Genomic DNA, 18046 nt, shown 5'->3' with positions numbered 1-18046 from the left:
GAGCTCGCGGCATGAACATATGTATGGCCCATCGCGGCTGGTCGGGCAAAGCACCGGAAAATACGATGGCGGCGATTCAACTGGCGCTGGCCGAGCCTGCGATCCAGGCGATGGAGATTGACGTGCAGCTGACGCGCGACGGTGTTCCGGTACTGATTCACGATTTTTCGCTGGAGCGCACGACGGACGGAAGCGGTCTGGTCAAAGACCACACGCTTGCGGAACTGCGCCAGCTCGATGCGGGCAAATGGTTTGACGAGAAGTTTGCCGGGGAAAAAATCCCGACGCTTGCCGAAGCACTGGCGGCGATCAAGGGCCGCTGCACGCTGAACATCGAGCTGAAGGCGACGAGCGACATGTATCCGGGAATTGCCGAAAAGGTGCTGGCGCTGGTGGAGCAGTACGGAATGAAGCGGGAAGTGTATTTGACGTCGTTTGACCACGAACTGATTCGTCACGTGCGCACGCTCGATCAGGAGGTGCAGACGGGGCTGATCGTCTACGGCCGTCCCGTACTCATGCTGGAGCAGCTTGAGGCGGCAGGGGCGAGCATCCTGTCCATGGGCTATCCGTACCTGACGCGAGAGCTGGCAAATGCGGCGATTGAGAGAGGGTTCAAGGTCGTAGCCTGGACGCTGGATGAGCCTGCGCATATTCAGGAAGTCATGTCCTGGCATCCAGAGGTGCAAATTTGCACCAACCATCCTGACCGGATGCTGAAAATAGGGTAAACAAGCGCGAAAAAGAAGCCGTCGGGGAGAATCGGTCCCGACGGCTTTTGCGCGTTTTTTGGTTGATGCTAGATTTTGAATCGGCTTACATGCGATTGCAGCTCTTCTGCGATTCTCGCCAAAGAAGCAGCAGAGGAGTTTACTTCTTCCATGGCAGCCAGTTGTTCCTCGGTAGCGGCGGACACGCTCTGTGTTCCGTCTGCCGAGTTTTCAGCGACTTCCTCGATGACGCTGACCAATTCCACGACTTTTTCGGTTCCGGCCGTCATTTGCTCGGAGTGCACTTTCACTTCCTGGATCTGGCTGGCTACTTGTGCAACGGCATCCTGAATCTGTTCAAACGATTTTCCGGCGTTGTTCACTACTGTCAGGCCGATTGCGACTTCCTTGGTGCCTTGCTCCATCGACAGCACCGCCTGATTGGATTCCAGTTGAATCGTGGTAATCAGCTCTTTGATCTGTTGCGCCGATTGGGCGGATTGCTCGGCCAATTTGCGCACCTCGTCTGCTACCACGGCGAATCCGCGGCCTTGCTCGCCTGCTCTCGCGGCTTCGATTGCGGCGTTTAGCGCGAGCAGGTTGGTTTGCTCCGCAATCGCCGTGATGACCTGCACGATTTGCCCGATTTCCTGCGAGCTGTTACCCAGCCGTTTGACAATATCGGCGATGTTGCTGACCGTATTTTCGATGGAGTGCATCTGGCTGATGACGACTTGCAGCGCCTGATTGCCTTCTACAGCGATTTGGGAAGCGCTCATGGCGGATTCGTCCGCGTATTGGGCATTCGCGGCTACCTGCTTCGCCCCTTCTGACACCCTTTGCATGGCGTGTACGCTTTCTTCTACGCTCCGGACCTGTTTTTCCGCGCCGTAGGCCACTTCCTGGATCGTAACGGCGATCTGTTCCGTAGCCTTGCTGGTATGTTCCGCATTTACGGACAGTTCCTCTGCGGAAGAGGCGAGGTCTGTAGCTGTATCGTTGACTTGCTGAATGATCGTGCGCAGGTTGTGCACCATCGTGTTTACCGACTGGGACAACTGCCCGACTTCATCCTGCGAGCGGATTTTCAGAGGTTGCACGGTTAGTTCGCCCTCGGAAATACGGTTGGCTACGGAAGCCACATCCACGATTGGGCGGGTGATTTGCTGGGAGATTACATACGCAACAGCGATGACCACAGCGACTACACCAAAGACGATGAACATGACGCTGTTGCTGATGGAAGAAACAGCACCCGTGATGGATTCAACCGGAATATGCAGATACAAGCCAAAGTTTGTTGTCGGAATCGGGGAGTAGGTGACGACGTATTCCTTGCCTTGATCGATGTAGCTGTAGGAGCCTTTTTCGGTTTTGTCTGCTTTCAAAATGTCCACTAAAGCCTGCGGCAGCGCTGATTCATCAAGCGGCTTGCCGATCAGTTCCTGATTGGGATGGTACTGAATCTGGTGCAGTCTGTCCACCAGAATCGGGTAGCCGTCGCCGCCTGCATTCAAATTGGCCAGAAACATTGCTGTGAACTGGTCCACATTGACAAGCCCGGTCAGGACGCCAAGCGCTTCTTTGTTTTTTCCGGTGACAGGAGAAGCGACAATGATGGAGCGGTTTCCTGTTGTTTTGGCGACCAGGACATCAGAGAAGCTCGGTTTGCCCTGCATGCCATCTTTGAAAAATTGCCGCTCGCTAAGGTCAATCCCGATGCTTTTCGGAAACGTATCAGCGGATACTTTTCCGTCGCTGCCGATAAACGTGTTGCCGTCGTACAGCTTCATTTCTTCGGTAAACTTTTGGATAAACTCGTTTTTCGCTGCCGCGTCAGCGGATTGAATGTCTGAGGTGCGAGCCAAGACCTGAATTTCGGTCATGCGTCGGTCCAAATATTGATCCATCGCAAGTGCCGTACTGGAGGTCAGGTCTACATACGAAGCTTTTTGCTTGTCGATCAGGATGGATGAAAAGCTGTTTGTAATATACAGAGAAACGACAGCAAGGGGAATGACTGCGACGGCGAGAAACCAAAGAATCATTTTGTTCCTTAGTTTTTTGAGCAAAAACATAGGCTTTTCCCACCCTTATTTCGAGCTTGACAGCCGCTTTTTGCAAAAAGGATGCAGAAAGCGCTGTCTGTACAAAAGAGAAAGCACAGTCAGGCTGCCAAAGAAAATTCAGCAGCCTGACGAGCGATTAGTATCCCAGTGCCGCGCCTTCACCGCGAGGGTCAGCGCCGCCAAACTTCACGTTTGTAACCGGGTCAATCAAGATAGCGCCGGACTGTCCCATTGCGTCGGTGAAGGCCGCTTCCAGCTTTTCGACCGGATGGCCGCGTTTCACCAGCTCATCCAGAACGTCTTGCGGAATCCGGCTTTCGACTTTCAGGTTGTTGGAGGCAGAGCCCCAGTTGCGGCCATGCAGCCATCTTGGTGCTTCGATCGCATCTTGTACACTGAAGCCGAAGTCGATGATGCGTGTGACGATTGCAGCCTGTGTTTGTGGTTGGCCTTCGCCGCCTTGTGTTCCGTAGAGCAGGTAAGGCTTGTCTCCCTTAAAGAGCATGGCAGGGTTAAGCGTGTGGAAGGTGCGTTTGCCTGGCTCCAGGTGGTTGACATGGTTCGGGTCCAGGGAGAAGTAGCTGCCGCGGTTTTGCAACAGAACGCCTGTGTCTTTGGCAACGATGCCGGAGCCCCAGTCAAAATAGTGGCTCTGGATTACCGACACGGCATTGCCGTCCTTGTCCACGACGCCAAACCAAGTCGTATCGCCTTTTGGATCGAGCGGCTCGACTGTTTTTGCTGCCTGTTTCATGTCAATGCGCGCTGCCAGTGCTTTTCCGTGCTCCTTCGACAACAGCTCGTCCACAGGAATATCTACGAATGCCGGGTCAGTCAGCCATTTGTCACGGTCGGCAAAAGCTTGCTTGGTCGCTTCAACGATGACGTGGTAGTAATCCGCTGTTCCTTCGCCCATGCTCTTGAGGTCAAAGTTGTTCAGCACGTTCAGAATCGAGAGGGAAGCCATTCCCTGAGAGTTCGGCGGCATGTTGTACGCTTTGTAGCCGCGATAGTCTACAGTGATTGGGTCTGCCCAGGTGGAGGTGTGCTTCTCGAAGTCTTTCAGCGTGAGCAGTCCGCCATTTTTTTGCAGGTCTGCTACGATTTTTTGCGCGACTTCGCCTTTGTAGAATCCGTCAGCACCTTTTTGGGCAATGATTCGCAGCGTTTTGGCAAGGTCCTTTTGCTTGAGAATCTCGCCTGCGGCGTACGGCTCTCCGTTCGGCTTCAGGAACGTTTTGCGGAAGCCCTCAAAGCGCTGGAGATTTTTCAGATCGTTGTCAGTAGGATCAATCGCGTATTGAGTCCAGTAAACCTGGTTAGGTGATACGGGATATCCGTTTTCAGCGTATCCGATGGCAGGCTCCAGCAGCTTGTGCCAAGGCAGCTTGCTGTTGCCCATGCTCTTGTGTGCGTAGTTGTAGGCTTCCCACCAGCCGGAAACAACGCCGGGAACGGTGTTGGCCGCCTCGTAGCCGCGGGAAGGAATTTTGTCATAGCCTTTGCTTTTGTAGTATTCGATGGTTGCTTTTTCGCCAGCTCGTCCACTGCCGTTCAGCGCTTTCAGCTCTTTTGTTTTGGCGTTGTAGATGAGCCAGAAGCTATCCCCGCCAATGCTTGTGTAGTGAGGGTAGACAACGGAGAGGGTAGAAGCTGCGGTAATTGCGGCGTCTACTGCGTTTCCACCGTCTTCCAGCGTTTTCAGGGCTGCAGCTGTAGCCAAATAGTGTGGGGTTGTGACCATTGCATTTGGCGACATGGATGTTGGGCGATTGGCAGCTTGGGCCGGAGCGAATGTTGTCAGCCCGATTGCCGCGCTCAATGCGACGGTAGAAAGTTTTTTCCACAATGACATCTGATGAAGCCTCCTTTGTATTTTTGTGAAAGGATTGCAACAATCTGACAGCTTTTTGCAGCCTCACCTCCTTAAAAAGATCCTGTATCTACAAAAATAGACAAAACTAGACATTTTTCGAGCACATAAAAAGACCAATGATATAGGATCATTGGTCTTGTCCTACATCAATACTTCGGTAGCTGGCTGGCATGGCCGCACGTGCGGAAGTAGCCCCTCTAGCTTTGCGTCGCCGGATTTCTCCGGGTTTGCCGTTTCGATATCAATGGATATATTGATGCAAATGGTACAGGAAAAATATCCTAAAACCCTTTTGTCAATACTATAGACGATTTGTCGATTTATGTAAATACGGAATTTACTTTTCCTTTAGAAATAAGGAAGGGTCAGGGAGGTATGTTTTTCACAGACATTCACACACCTTCGCTGGCGGAACTGCTTATGATGGGAAAAAGGCACATTTGCCAAGGAGTGAAACAACGACCATGATGCATCCCGATACAGAGCTTCGCTATATCAACGATGAGATCGGGTATGGTGTGTTTGCGACAAAATTGATTCCAAAAGGCACAATTGTCTGGGTCCAGGATGATCTCGATCAGGTATTGGACCCAGCCTTTGTGGAAAAACTGGACCCATTGAGAAAACAGGATGTGCTGAAATATTCGTTCAAAAACCAGTTCGGACAATACATTCTCTGCTGGGATAAGGCGCGGTTTGTCAACCACAGCTTCCATCCAACCTGTGTGGCGACGATGTACGATCTGGAGCTGGCGGCACGAGACATTTTGCCGGGTGAGGAACTGACTGATGATTACGGAACGCTGAACCTGGATGAACCGTTTGACTGCTTGCCGGAGCCGGGCACGACTCGCTCAAGGGTGATGCCTGACGACCTGCTTCGCTATTATCGCCAATGGGATGAGATTGCGGCAGCCGCCTTCGAACGATTCAATCAGGTTGAACAGCCGCTGCTCCACCTCGTACAACCGAGCCATTTGCAAACGATTCGCGGCATTACCGAGCAGCGCCGATCCCTCGACTCCATCATTTCGCTGTATTGCCAGCCACAGTCGCAATGGTCAAAAGAGCAGGAGTGGTAGCCGCAGCGGGCCGGACAACGGCCCGATTTTGTTGAACTCTGGGAGGAGAATCAGTATTATGGAATGTAAAGGTGAAGTGAAAGGTTGATTTCATTGGAAAACAAGGTAGCGTCATCCAACTTTATCCGCAACATCGTGATTGACGACCTGCAATCAGGCAAGGTCAAGGAAGTGATTACCCGCTTTCCGCCGGAGCCGAACGGGTATCTTCATATTGGACATGCAAAAGCCATCTGCCTGAACTTTGAGCTGGCAAGCGAATTCAAAGGCAAGGCTCACCTCCGTTTTGACGATACCAATCCGGTGAAAGAAGACACTGAGTACGTGGAAGCGATCAAAACAGACGTCAAATGGCTTGGATTTGAATGGGACGGGCTGTTTTTTGCCTCGGATTACTTTGAAGAGATGTACAAGCGTGCGGTGCTGTTGATTCAAAAAGGCAAAGCCTACGTGGACGATCTGTCTGCCGAAGAGATTCGCAAGCTGCGCGGAACGCTGACCGAGCCGGGTGTAGACAGTCCGTTCCGCAACCGTTCTGTGGAGGAAAACCTCGACCTGTTCGAGCGGATGCGCAACGGTGAGTTCAAAGACGGTGAAAAAGTGCTGCGTGCCAAAATCGACATGAGCTCCCCGAACATCAACATGCGCGATCCGGTTCTGTATCGTATTTCCCGCGCGACCCATCACAATACGGGCGACAAATGGTGCATTTACCCGATGTACGACTTTGCGCATCCGCTGGAAGATGCGATTGAAGGCGTGACCCACTCGCTCTGCTCGCTCGAATTCGAAGACCATCGTCCGCTGTACGACTGGGTCATCAGCGAATGCGAGATGGAGCACGTTCCGCGTCAGTACGAGTTTGCCCGCCTGAACCTGACCAACACGGTCATGAGCAAGCGCAAGCTGAAACAGCTCGTAGACGAAAACATCGTCGATGGCTGGGACGATCCGCGCATGCCGACCATTGCGGGCTTCCGCCGTCGCGGCTATACACCGGAAGCGATTCGCGCATTTGCCCGTGAAATCGGGGTAGCGCGCAGCAACAGTACCGTCGACGCGAAAATGCTGGAGCATTTCATCCGCGAGGACCTGAAGCTGAAAGCGCCGCGCACGATGGCTGTGCTAAATCCGCTGAAGGTCGTCATTACGAACTATCCGGAAGGCCAGGTCGAGATGCTCGATGCGGAGATCAACCCGGAAAATCCGGAGATGGGACACCGCCAAATTCCGTTCTCCCGCGAAATTTACATCGAGCGGGACGACTTCATGGAAAACCCGCCGAGCAAGTATTTCCGCCTGTTCCCTGGCAATGAAGTTCGTCTCAAGCACGCCTACTTCATCAAATGCAACGACGTGGTGAAGGACGCGGATGGCAATGTCATCGAGCTGCATTGCACCTACGATCCGGAGACGAAGAGCGGCAGCGGATTTACAGGACGCAAGGTAAAAGGGACCATCCACTGGGTAGAGGCGAGCCAGGCTGTACCTGCCGAGTTCCGTTTGTACGAGCCGCTGATTCTGGAAGATGAGGATGCGGAAGGAAGCTTTCTGGACAACATCAACCCGAATTCCCTGGAAATCGTGAACGGATTCGTAGAGCCGAACATGAAGGATACGAAGGCGCAGGACAAATACCAGTTTTTCCGTCACGGATACTTCAATGTCGATCCGAAGCATACGACGGCGGACAAGCTGGTCTTTAACCGGATCGTTTCGCTGAAAAGCTCGTTCGAACTGCCAAAGGCGCAGGACAAACGCAGGCTGTGACCAACACAAAAACGCTGTTGCGACATGGGAAAACCGTGTGCAACAGCGTTTTTTTCATCAGGGCAAGCGTGGAACTTTTCTCATTCACATGTATAATTATTCGTATTGCATCACAAGAAGGAGGACAGGCAGTGAATGGGAGAGCAGAACTTACACGCAGCTTGAAGCTGTGGCATATCGTCGTAATTGGCCTGGGGTACATGGCTCCGATGGCCGTCTTTGATACTTTTGGCATTGTTGCTGAGGAGACAGGAGGACATGTTCCTGCTGCCTACGCAGTGACGCTGCTTGCGATCCTGTTTACCGCCGCAAGCTACGGGAAAATGGTTCGCGCATTCCCGTCGGCAGGGACCGCGTACACGTACACGCAGCAAACGATTCATCCGTACGCGGGATTTTTGGTCGGATGGGCGGCGCTGCTCGATTATTTGTTTTTGCCGATGATTAACGCCCTGCTGACAGGGGTGTATTTATCGTCCGTCTTCCCCGAGGTGCCGACCGGGTGGTGGATTCTCGGATTTATCGTACTGATTACGCTATTGAATGTGTTCCGCGTCACCGTGACGGCTTCCGTCAACTCGTTTCTCGTGCTGTTTCAAATCGCCTTTGTCGTTTTGTTTGCGGGGTTGTCCATTCGCGGCCTGGTTCAGGGAGAGGGGCTTGGGCACGTATTCAGCATTCAGCCGTTTTTCTCACCGGATCTGTCTGTAGTCGCGTTGCTGTCGGGCGCCTCGATTCTTTGCTTTTCTTTTTTGGGCTTTGATGCCGTGACTACGCTGACCGAGGAAACGGTTGAGGCCAAAAAGACGATTCCCCGGGGAATTTTGCTGGTCGCGCTGGCAGGGGGAGCGCTGTTCATTACCGCATCGTACTTTATGCAGTCGTTGTTTCCTGATGTTTCCGTATTGTCTGACCCGGAAGCTGCCTCGGCGGAAATTGCGCTGTTTATCGGCGGCTCCGTGTTTCAGCTTGTATTTTTGGCGGCAGCCTTGTCGTCTACGCTCGCATCCGGGCTTGTGTCAGTTACCAGCGTCACGCGGCTTTTGTATGCGATGGGGCGGGATGGCTATTTGCCGAAAAAATGGTTTGGCTATGTGCATCCGAAGCTGAAAACGCCGCTTCTCAACGTCCTGCTGGTCGGGACGCTGATGCTGTCCGCCCTGTACCTGGACTTGTTGACCGCGACGTCGTTCATCAACTTCGGGGCGCTGATCGCCTTTAGCTTTGTCAACCTGAGCGTCATCGCCTACTATCTCAGGTTCAAGCAGGATAGGAGCATCGCCGATTGGTGGGGCTACCTGCTCGCGCCGCTGATTGGTACGGCGTTTCTCGCGTTTTTATGGCTCAGCCTTGACACCCAATCCATGATGCTCGGATTTTTGTGGACGTTTGTTGGCCTTGTTTATTTGCTCTATCTGGTCAAAATCAAGGGGGCGCGGCTGGAGTTGGTGAAATTTGATGAGTAGAGGATCCGCTTCATTTGCTGATGGTGACGCATCCGCAGGAGACGGTGAAGGCATTGAAAGGGACAAGCGCGCTGCTTGTCCCTTTTGTCTATCGCTTCGCCTCGCGGAAGAGCCTGTCCAGCTCGTCCGCCATTTTTTTGTTCTGGTTTTTGTCTTGCAAGTGCTTTTTCACTTTTTCCAGCGAGTCGATTCCTTTTTTTGAATGGACCGTCCATATTTTCGCATCCGTGCCGTACAGGCGCTCTACGACGGTGCGCGCCTGCGTGAACAAAGCGTCCCGATCACTGGTGCCGAGCACGCCTGTCGTGTTGGTTCTCGCCTTCGCCCCTGCGATGCCGTTTGCCGTATCGTTGCCTCTGCTGCTGCTGCCCGCATAGTTGCTCAGCAGGTGGGACTGCATCGGGTCCATCGAATTGATCGAAGCCTGGTTGGCAGTCGCCGGAGCAAGAAAAATCGCATCGCCGACGATCAATGCCTGGACGCCGTGCACTCCGGCTGCACCGAGCTGTGCTTCCAGCTTGGTCGAGGGGCCGCCGCTGTGCAGATGCGAACTGCCGATGGAGCTGTACAGGTTGTTGCCCATTCCGCTGAAAGTGGTGCCGTGTGCATTGGTTGTCAGCTTTTTGTCGCGGTCTACGCTGGGAATGACCGTCTCGCCCGCTCTGTCCGGATGTACGCTTTGTGTCCGGGCCGGTTCTTGCGGCGCAGCCTGGTTGTTGCAGGCAGCAAGCAGAAGCGCGATGCCCAATCCGGTGCTGCCCACCCATGTGCCTAAGCGTTTCATTGTAATCCCTCCAACTGGTGCTGTGTAAGTAACCATATCCTTTGTTTTCCTCTGGAAACTATGTGTGGAGCATGTTGGGAAAATTTCCGGAAAATACGTTTAGCCTGTCGGAAAAATGCGCAAACCAAGGGGAGAGATAACAGGAGGTGGTAGGGTTGGCAGAATCAAACAACAAATATGAGCAGCCAGTGTCACGGCGACACTTTTTGAAAAACACAGGCCTGGTGCTCGGTGGACTGGTCGTCGGGGGAGTGGCAGGCAGTCTGCTCCGCAGGCCGGAAGCACCACAGCAGCCGGGAGCGGCACCGGCTCCTGCTGCCGATTACAATCAGGCGCTGATGTATTTCAGTCCCGAGCAGTTCAAGGTAGTGGAAGCCGCATGCGAGCGAATTTTCCCAGAGGACGAGCTCGGCCCGGGGGCAAAGGCGCTCGGCGCGGCTTACTTTATCGACCACCAGTTGGCAGGCGACTGGGGGTTCAACGCCCGCGAATACATGCAAGGTCCTTTTTATCCGGGGGAAGCGACCCAGGGCTATCAGGGCAGGCTGAAGCGGCGGGAAATATTCGACATCGGGATTCAGGAGCTGAACAACTACAGCCAGTCAACATATGGCAAACGTTTTTACGAGATTACGCCTGAGCAGCAGGACGCCGTGCTGAAGGCGTTTGAGACAGACGAGGTGAAGCTGACCGCGGTCTCCGCCAGCGCTTTTTTCAAAATGCTGCGCGCAAGCACAATCGAAGGAATCTACGCTGACCCGCTCTACGGCGGCAATAAAAACATGGACGGCTGGAGACTGAAAAATTTTCCGGGAAACCAGATGACCTATACACAGGTGATCGAGCAAGACAAATTCGTGAAAATGGAACCTTTGAGTTTGCGGGATCATCAACACTGACAGGACGGGGTGAAACAACATGGCCAGAAAACTGCCCAAAGTGGATGTCGTCATTGTAGGTGTAGGCTGGGGCGGAGGGATTATCGCCTCGGAACTGACGAAGCAAGGGCTGACAGTCGTTGGGCTGGAGCGAGGCAAAGAGCGGAAAACCGAAGACTACTTCATGGTCCACGACGAACTGCGCTACGCGCTCCGCTATGAAATGATGCAGGACTTGTCCAAGGAAACGATCACCTTCCGCAGCAACACCAACGTTCGCGCACTCCCCATGCGCTCGTACGGCTCGTTTTTGATGGGAACGGGGCTGGGCGGAGCGGGCGTTCACTGGAATGGCCACACGTTCCGGTTTTTGCCGTACGATTTTGAGATACGCAGCAAGACGATCGAACGCTATGGCGAAAAGAAAATTCCCGAAGGCATGACGCTTCAGGACTGGGGCATCACGTACGATGAACTGGAGCCTTACTTTGACAAATTCGAGCAAATGGCGGGCATTTCGGGAGCAGAAAATCCGCTCGGGGGCAAACGTTCCAAACCGTACCCGACGCCGCCGATGAAAATGACGCCGAGCATGAAGCTGTTTGAGGAAGCGGCGAAAAAGCTGAATTTGCATCCGTACCCGCTCCCGTCCGCGAACCTGTCGGAAGCGTACACCAATCCGGACGGCATTTCCCGGGCCGCCTGTCAATATTGCGGCTTTTGCGAGCGGTTTGGCTGTGAATACGGCGCGAAGGCAGACCCGGTTGTCACGGTCATTCCCGTGGCGAAAAAGACCGGGAAGTTTGAAATTCGCACGCATTCCCACGTGCGCCGCATTTTACATACAGGCAACAAAGCGACAGGCGTGCTGTACACGGATGTGACGACGGGCGAGGAAATCGAGCAGCCCGCAGATATTGTGGTGCTGACCAGCTACGTGTTCAACAATGCCCGCTTGCTGCTGCTGTCCAAGCTGGGCAGACCGTACGACCCGAATACAGGCAAGGGCGTCATCGGGAAAAACTACTGCTACCAGGTCATGCGCGGCGGAGCGACAGGCTTTTTCGAGGACAGAGAGTTCAACAACTACGCTGGCGCCGGTGCGCTCGGCATGGTGCTCGACGATTACAACGGCGACAATTTTGACCATTCCAACCTGAATTTCCTGCACGGGGCAAACATCAGCGTCTCCCAGTACGGCCAGCGCCCGATTGCCAACAACACGGTTCCGGAAGGCACGCCGAGCTGGGGCAAGGAGTTCAAGGCGGCTTCCCTCAAATACGCGAACCGGACGATCAACGTCGGGGCGCAGGGAGCTTCCTTGCCGTTCCGCCATCATTTCCTCGATCTCGATCCGACGTACAAAGACGTCTTTGGCGATCCGCTGATGCGGATTACATTTGACTTCGAGGAACAGGACAGGCAGTTGGCCGCCTTTATGTCCGAGAAATGCGGGGAGATTGCCAGGGAAATGGGCGCCAGCAAAGTCGAGGTGCGCGGCAAGCTGGGGCCTTACGATATTACCCCGTACCAGTCGACGCACAATACAGGCGGGGTCATCATGGGGGCATCGCCGGAAACATCTGCGGTCAACAACTACTTGCAAATGTGGGACGTGGAAAACGTGTTCGTCGTCGGCGCTTCCGCCTTTGCGCACAACAGCGGCTACAACCCGACAGGTACGATGGGGGCGCTCTCGTACCGTGCGGCAGAAGGCATTTTGAAGTACCACAAGAGCGGCGGCATCCTCGTCTAAGCCGTTTTTTACTCATGCAAAACTTCATTGTCAACTTTGCGAAAAAGTCGTTGGTTTATCTGACGGCTTTTTTGCGTTTGCGGTCAATTTTTTTTGCAAAAATGCGAAGAAAACCCGGCGTAAGCTGCGGAAAAGGGCGGTTTGATGCGCTTTTTTCGTTGGCACGCTCCTTGCTTATCACTTTTGCCAAAAGCTGATCGAGAAAAAGGAGAGACGATAGATGAAGACAAACGGCTGGAAGATGGACACCGCGATCATTCATACGGCACAGGAGCCGTGCCAAAAGACAGGGGCAGTCGCGGCTGCTGTCGTGCCTGCGGTAGCCTATGCGTTTCCCGACGCTGATTCCGCTGCTGCCTGCGTGGCCGGAGAGCGGGGAGGGACGTACTACGGCAGGTACGGCAACCCGACGATTGCGACACTGGAGCAAAAAATTGCTGCGCTCGAAAACGGCGAGGCTGCTCTGGGCGTATCGAGCGGCATGGCGGCCATTTCCGGGGCGCTGCTCGCCTTTTTGCAGCAGGGCGACCATGTGGTGTGTACACGGGACGTTTACGGCGGGAGCTACAAATTTCTGACGACGTTGGCCCCGCGCTACGGGATCGCCGTCGATTTCGTCGATTGCACCGATTTGCAGGCGGTGGAGCGTGTGCTGCGTCCGAATACCCGTGTGCTCTACCTTGAGACGCCATCCAATCCGTGCCTGACCGTGCTGGATATTGCGGCGCTGTCCCGTCTGGCCCACGCGCGCGGGGTTGTCGTGATCGTGGACAATACGTTCATGACCCCGTACCTGCAACGGCCGCTGGAACTGGGCGCTGACGTCGTCGTGCACAGCGCGACCAAATACTTGAACGGACACGGGGATGTCATTGCCGGGTTTATCGTCGCAAAACATGAGCAGATTCAGTTCATGAGAAAACACATTATGGGCGATTTGGGGCAAAACCTGAACGCCTGGGATGCGTTTCTGATTTTGCGCGGCTTGAAGACGCTCGGCTTGCGCGTTCGCCAGCATTGCCACAACGCCCAGGCTGTCGCGGAATTTTTGGCGCAGCACCCGGCGATTTCCCGCGTCTACTATCCCGGCCTTGCCTCCCATCCGCAGCACGAGCTGGCGAAGCGGCAGATGGCGGGAATGGGCGGAATCGTCTCGTTCGAGGTCAAGGGAGGGTACGAAGCCGCCAAATCTTTCATTAACGCGCTGCGTCTTGCTATGATATCGTTTAGCTTGGGAGATCCCGAAACGCTCGTCCAGCACCCCGCCTCGATGACGCATGCTTCTGTTCCCGTTGCGGATCGTTTGGCCTTCAACATCACGGACGGCTTGATTCGCCTGTCTACCGGGCTGGAGGATGCAAGCGACATTATTGCTGATCTAAAGCAGGCGCTTTCCCGCGTGCCTGCGGCGGGGGCTGCGGGCAGAGGGTAACGAACGCAACATGGCAGGAGGGCCGCTCATGACTGAATTTTCCCGGATAGAGGAATTCATTCAATCGTACGCAGACAATATCGCCAAAGTGCTCGGGCTGGATGTCACGATCCTCGATGAGCAAGGAATACGGGTGAGCGGCACGGGCTACTATTCGGATCTGGTTGGCTTGCCTGCGCCGGAAGGTTCGTTTTTCCGGATGATTTTGCAGACCGGACAGCCGGGCATGATTTTTGACATGAAAAAGAACGACTCGCAGTGCATGAACTGCAAGTTTTTGCCGCAATGCCGGGAGCTGGCGACCATCGGCTTTCCGGTTCACAAGCGGGAAAAGACGGTCGGCGTGATCGGCATTATCGGGTTTTCCCCCGAGCAAAAGGAAAGGATGCTGCACCATTCGGAAAAATGGATGCCTTTTTTGCAGCATACGAGCGCACTGATCGAGCACAAGCTGCTGGAGCTGGACGCGGAGCGGGAAAAGGGCTGCAACATGCAGGAGGAAATGCCCCAGGCAACGCTCAGCCCGGTCTACTTCGCCCAGCTCATCGGCGCTGATACGGGCTTGCGCGATGTGATTGCCAAGGCGAAAAAAGTGGCGAACAGCATCTCAACGGTGTTGCTTCGGGGAGAGAGCGGAACGGGGAAAGAGCTGCTCGCCAAGGCGATCCACAGCGAGAGTCAGCGAGCCAGACAGCCGTTTGTCGCCGTTAACTGTGCAGCGATTCCCGAGACGTTGCTGGAAAGCGAGCTGTTCGGCTACGAGGGCGGAGCGTTCACAGGCTCGCGGCGCGAAGGCAAGCCGGGCAAGTTCGAGCTGGCGCACAAGGGCACGATTTTTCTCGATGAAGTAGGCGACATCCCGTTGTCGTTGCAGCCGAAGCTGCTGCGCGTCCTCCAGGAAAAAACGATTGACCGGGTCGGCGGCGTCAAGACGCTGGAGGTGGATGTCCGGGTCATTGCGGCTACGCACAGAGATTTGGAGAGCATGGTCAGAGAAGGGACGTTTCGCGAAGATTTGTACTATCGGCTGAATGTCATTCCGCTTCGCCTGAAGCCGCTGCGCGAACGGCGCGAGGACATCCCGCTTTACCTGCAGCATTTTTTGTATCGGTACAAGACGATTTTGCAAAAAGGCAAGCTGGAACTGGACGCCGGACTTGCCGGACGGCTTGTCGCGTACGATTGGCCGGGAAATATCCGCCAGTTGGAAAATGCGGTGGAGTACATGGTCAACATGGCAGAGGGGCCGACGATTGGCGCTGCGGAGTTGCCGGAGTATTTGCTCGCAGGCGAGGCGACGGTGAACGGGGAAAAGGCGGGAGCGGGACTAGATCAGCTGCTGGCTGATTACGAGCGCTCCATTTTGCAAAAGCATTTGACGGACGGCGGTAGGCAGGGCAAGGACAAGGCGGCAATTGCCCGCGAACTGCAAATCAGCCTTTCTACGTTGTACCGGAAAATGGAAAAATACGTGCTTGATTGAACAGCGACGCGAAAAAGGACAGCGGCTCCCCCAAATGCCACTGTCCTTTTCGGTATATAGGGATAAGTGCTGTTTACAGCAAAGACTTCACTTCGCCTGTGTTCGGATTCACCACGAACCAGCCGTATGTGCTGGTGTAGCTGTCGCCGGACTGGAAGTTGTTCACGACGGTTTGGTAAATATGAATGACATAATGGCCTTTTTCATCATCGTGGTCATATTCGACTACGTGTGCAGGAGTAAGGCTGGCGGCGTATTTCTTTTTGACCAGCTCGACTGCTTCCATCTTCGAGTACATTTTGGCAACTGGCAGCTTGCCGATGAAAATCGATTTTGTCTTGGCATCGTAAATGACTGATTTGTTCAGGTTTTCTGCTACGAAGCGGATGGGCACGTACACGGAGTTTTTGTACATGATGCCCTGGACATCGCTGTTTGGCGACTTGGGCACGCCTTCAAAGTAGTAGGTAAACGGCGTTTTCGTGCCTTCTGTCAGATCCGGATAGTTCGGAGCCGCGATGGCGATTCCTGAAAAGAGTGCGGAACCGACAACAATTCCCCCCAAAAATGATTTCAAGTCCCATTTCATGTCGAAAAACCTCTCCCTTTGTCTAAATCTTCCCAGAAAGTATTATGTCAAAGATCATGGGAGAAAAGCTATCAAGCGAGGGTAATAGGAAACATAGACTACGAATGGCAAAAAAGGTAGGACTGGGAGAGACAGGTCCCGGTTTGCGGCAGGACGAAGCGATGGTTCAGAGATCGGGCACTTTGTGTTAAGGTAATAGATAGAATAGCAGACAAGGTGAGGAAAATGGCAATATTGCATAACGACTGGGCGCCGATATTGGCGGAGGAATTCGAGAAACCGTACTATTTGAAGCTCCGTCAGATTTTGAAGGAAGAGTACCAGACGCGAACGATTTACCCGGACATGTATCATATTTTTACAGCGCTCCACCTGACAAGCTACGAGCAGGCGAAAGTAGTCATTTTGGGACAGGACCCGTACCACGGGCCGGGACAGGCACATGGCCTGAGCTTTTCCGTCCGGCCGGGCATCAAGCCGCCGCCGTCGCTCGTCAACATATACAAGGAGCTGCAAAGCGATCTGAATTGCACCATTCCCGAGCACGGTTACTTGAGTCACTGGGCCAAGCAGGGCGTGATGATGCTGAATGCCGTGCTTACCGTGCGGGCAGGTACTCCCAATTCGCACAAGGGCATCGGCTGGGAGCAGTTTACCGATCGGATCATCCATCTGTTGAACGAGCGCGAGAGGCCGCTTGTGTTCATCCTGTGGGGAAGGCACGCGCAGGAGAAGGCCGCTTTCATCGATAAAAAGCGGCATTGCATCATCGCTTCGCCGCATCCGAGTCCGTTCTCGGCCAATCGCGGCTTTTTCGGCAGCCGTCCGTTCTCCCGCGCGAATGCGTTTTTGCGTTCACAAGGAATGGAAGAGATTGATTGGCAGCTGCCGCTGCACGTCGAAGAAGAATAGGATGAAAAAAGATCTCCACCGTTGCTGTAACGGCGAAGATCTTTTTTTGTTGGGTGCGGTTTAATCCTTGCTTTTCATGACGAGCAAAAGACCAGTCGCTACGTCAATCGTTCCTGACTCTTCCGTGAGCACGTTGCTGATGCCGAGCGTGTCGCCGATGCAGAGCGTGGCGTTTTCCAGCGGATACAAAAAGCCGCGCAACGTAATCCCGGTGACGTCTGCCGTCAAAGGCAGCAGGGAGACGTGCGTAAAATGGTCCCGCTCGATGGTGCAGTGGCTGTCGACCAGGCGAATTTCATTTCGTTCATCGACAATCCGGCAGGGAACGTTTTCCCGCAAAGCCTTGCGCAGCAAGTGCACGTTGGCGAGCGTATGGTCGAAGCGCGAGCCAAGCACGCCGAGCAGTACAATTTCCGCTGGCTGCTGCTGGAGCGCCCAGGTGAGCGCCATTTCGGTATCGGTCAAATCCTTCATCACAGGGTCGCATGAAGAGACGTGCAGGCTGCGACGCTCGATTTCCGCCATTTCTTCGGCGGTGACAGAGTCGAAATCGCCAATTGCCAGGCGCGGCGCAAAGTCGTGGCGAACGAGGAACAGTGCGCCACGGTCGACGCCGACGAGCCAGTCGTCTGCGCGAATGTGGCGGATCGCCCAGTCACCGAGCCTTCCTCCTGCGAAAAGTAGGATGCGTGTTTGTTTCATGCTGCTGCCACCTTTTAATCCCGTATCGTAGAGCGAAAAGTGCTTTGACAAGCAAGGCGATAGCCGGAGGCAAGCTGTTCGGCCAGCTTTTTTGCTTCCTGCTTGGTCGGAGCTTCGAGCAGAGAGCCGCCTGATACGACCAGGACGCGGCACTTCCCGCAATAGCCTTGCCGGCATTTGTAGGAGAGCGGCTGTCCCTGCGCGATTGCCGCTTGCAGCAGCGTCTGACAGGGGGCTTGTTCAACCGAAATCGTCCGGTCGTCCTGCTTGACCTGTACCTGCTTGCGCTGGATGGTAGTTTGGGGCTTGCCCGGAAGCCTGGAAAAGCTGCCAGCTCGCCTGGTTGTTTCCGGCATGTTGGCATGCACAGGAGCAGGGGCTGGCGTCTGCACGGGAGAGCGCCCGGCGATCAGAGAGCCTACGGTGAGCTGTTTGCGCATAGGAACCTCCCGGGTACGTGATTTTTTCCATCTTACCATGCGAAAAGCAGGCGTGACAAAGAAAGCGAAATGTCGGATGGAAAAGATTGAATTTTTC

The 18046-nt window shown here is 54.4% G+C and carries 15 protein-coding genes and 1 riboswitch; of the genes, 9 read left to right on the top strand and 6 right to left on the bottom strand.

Annotated features, from left to right (window positions below; all coding sequences use genetic code 11):
• The first annotated feature begins 11 nt into the window (after window positions 1-11).
• Window positions 12-731, top strand: a complete 720-nt coding sequence (locus EDM57_RS01030; RefSeq protein WP_122902923.1) for a glycerophosphodiester phosphodiesterase — start codon at window positions 12-14, stop codon at window positions 729-731.
• A gap of 68 nt (window positions 732-799) precedes the next feature.
• On the opposite strand, the gene EDM57_RS01025 is transcribed toward EDM57_RS01030, so the two are convergent.
• Both EDM57_RS01025 and ggt read right to left on the bottom strand, forming a co-directional pair.
• Entirely contained in the window at window positions 800-2788 is a 1989-nt protein-coding gene (locus tag EDM57_RS01025; RefSeq protein ID WP_122902922.1) for a methyl-accepting chemotaxis protein, read from the bottom strand.
• Window positions 2789-2915: 127 nt separating this feature from the next.
• On the bottom strand, window positions 2916-4634 hold the full coding sequence (ggt, locus tag EDM57_RS01020; protein WP_122902921.1) for a gamma-glutamyltransferase: 1719 nt from the start codon (window positions 4632-4634) through the stop codon (window positions 2916-2918).
• A 174-nt stretch (window positions 4635-4808) separates the two neighbouring features.
• Window positions 4809-4897: riboswitch (cyclic di-GMP riboswitch) on the bottom strand.
• A 222-nt stretch (window positions 4898-5119) separates the two neighbouring features.
• On the opposite strand from ggt, the gene EDM57_RS01015 reads away from it, so the two are divergent.
• The 3 genes from EDM57_RS01015 to EDM57_RS01005 all read left to right on the top strand — a co-directional run bounded on the left by EDM57_RS01015 (window position 5120) and on the right by EDM57_RS01005 (window position 8973).
• Window positions 5120-5737: an SET domain-containing protein gene (locus EDM57_RS01015; RefSeq protein ID WP_122902920.1), complete on the top strand. Its 618-nt coding sequence runs from the start codon at window positions 5120-5122 to the stop codon at window positions 5735-5737.
• 84 nt (window positions 5738-5821) lie between these two features.
• Window positions 5822-7507, top strand: a complete 1686-nt coding sequence (locus tag EDM57_RS01010; protein ID WP_122902919.1) for a glutamine--tRNA ligase/YqeY domain fusion protein — start codon at window positions 5822-5824, stop codon at window positions 7505-7507.
• 131 nt (window positions 7508-7638) lie between these two features.
• Complete coding sequence (locus tag EDM57_RS01005) at window positions 7639-8973, top strand: APC family permease (protein ID WP_122902918.1); 1335 nt, start codon at window positions 7639-7641, stop codon at window positions 8971-8973.
• 88 nt (window positions 8974-9061) lie between these two features.
• On the opposite strand, the gene EDM57_RS01000 is transcribed toward EDM57_RS01005, so the two are convergent.
• Window positions 9062-9757 (bottom strand): hypothetical protein, encoded by a 696-nt coding sequence (locus tag EDM57_RS01000; protein ID WP_122902917.1) that lies wholly within the window; start codon window positions 9755-9757, stop codon window positions 9062-9064.
• 155 nt (window positions 9758-9912) lie between these two features.
• On the opposite strand from EDM57_RS01000, the gene EDM57_RS00995 reads away from it, so the two are divergent.
• From EDM57_RS00995 to EDM57_RS00975, 4 genes are all read left to right on the top strand, one after another.
• A complete protein-coding gene (locus EDM57_RS00995; protein ID WP_122902916.1) occupies window positions 9913-10656 on the top strand; it encodes a gluconate 2-dehydrogenase subunit 3 family protein in 744 nt (247 codons plus the stop codon).
• 19 nt (window positions 10657-10675) lie between these two features.
• Window positions 10676-12391: a GMC family oxidoreductase gene (locus EDM57_RS00990; RefSeq protein WP_122902915.1), complete on the top strand. Its 1716-nt coding sequence runs from the start codon at window positions 10676-10678 to the stop codon at window positions 12389-12391.
• A gap of 220 nt (window positions 12392-12611) precedes the next feature.
• The gene (locus EDM57_RS00980) at window positions 12612-13823 is read left to right on the top strand and encodes a trans-sulfuration enzyme family protein (RefSeq protein WP_122902913.1); all 1212 of its coding nucleotides are present in this window, start codon (window positions 12612-12614) and stop codon (window positions 13821-13823) included.
• A gap of 28 nt (window positions 13824-13851) precedes the next feature.
• A complete protein-coding gene (locus EDM57_RS00975; protein ID WP_122902912.1) occupies window positions 13852-15306 on the top strand; it encodes a sigma-54 interaction domain-containing protein in 1455 nt (484 codons plus the stop codon).
• Between the two features lie 73 nt (window positions 15307-15379).
• Here the strand turns inward: EDM57_RS00975 and EDM57_RS00970 are convergent, their stop codons facing one another.
• On the bottom strand, window positions 15380-15895 hold the full coding sequence (locus tag EDM57_RS00970; protein ID WP_122902911.1) for a stalk domain-containing protein: 516 nt from the start codon (window positions 15893-15895) through the stop codon (window positions 15380-15382).
• Between the two features lie 225 nt (window positions 15896-16120).
• Between EDM57_RS00970 and EDM57_RS00965 the strand changes: the two genes are divergently transcribed.
• Complete coding sequence (locus EDM57_RS00965; RefSeq protein WP_122902910.1) at window positions 16121-16807, top strand: uracil-DNA glycosylase; 687 nt, start codon at window positions 16121-16123, stop codon at window positions 16805-16807.
• 60 nt (window positions 16808-16867) lie between these two features.
• Here EDM57_RS00965 and EDM57_RS00960 read toward each other — a convergent pair whose 3' ends face one another.
• Window positions 16868-17509: a thiamine diphosphokinase gene (locus EDM57_RS00960; RefSeq protein WP_122902909.1), complete on the bottom strand. Its 642-nt coding sequence runs from the start codon at window positions 17507-17509 to the stop codon at window positions 16868-16870.
• A gap of 14 nt (window positions 17510-17523) precedes the next feature.
• Entirely contained in the window at window positions 17524-17949 is a 426-nt protein-coding gene (locus EDM57_RS00955) for a 2Fe-2S iron-sulfur cluster-binding protein (protein ID WP_122902908.1), read from the bottom strand.
• Between the last annotated feature and the right edge of the window lie 97 nt (window positions 17950-18046).

It is taken from the genome of Brevibacillus gelatini (assembly GCF_003710935.1).
Taxonomy (GTDB): Bacteria; Bacillota; Bacilli; order Brevibacillales; family Brevibacillaceae; genus Brevibacillus; species Brevibacillus gelatini.
Note: the sequence above shows the minus strand (reverse complement) of the source record. Positions and strands in the feature narration are given on the sequence as shown.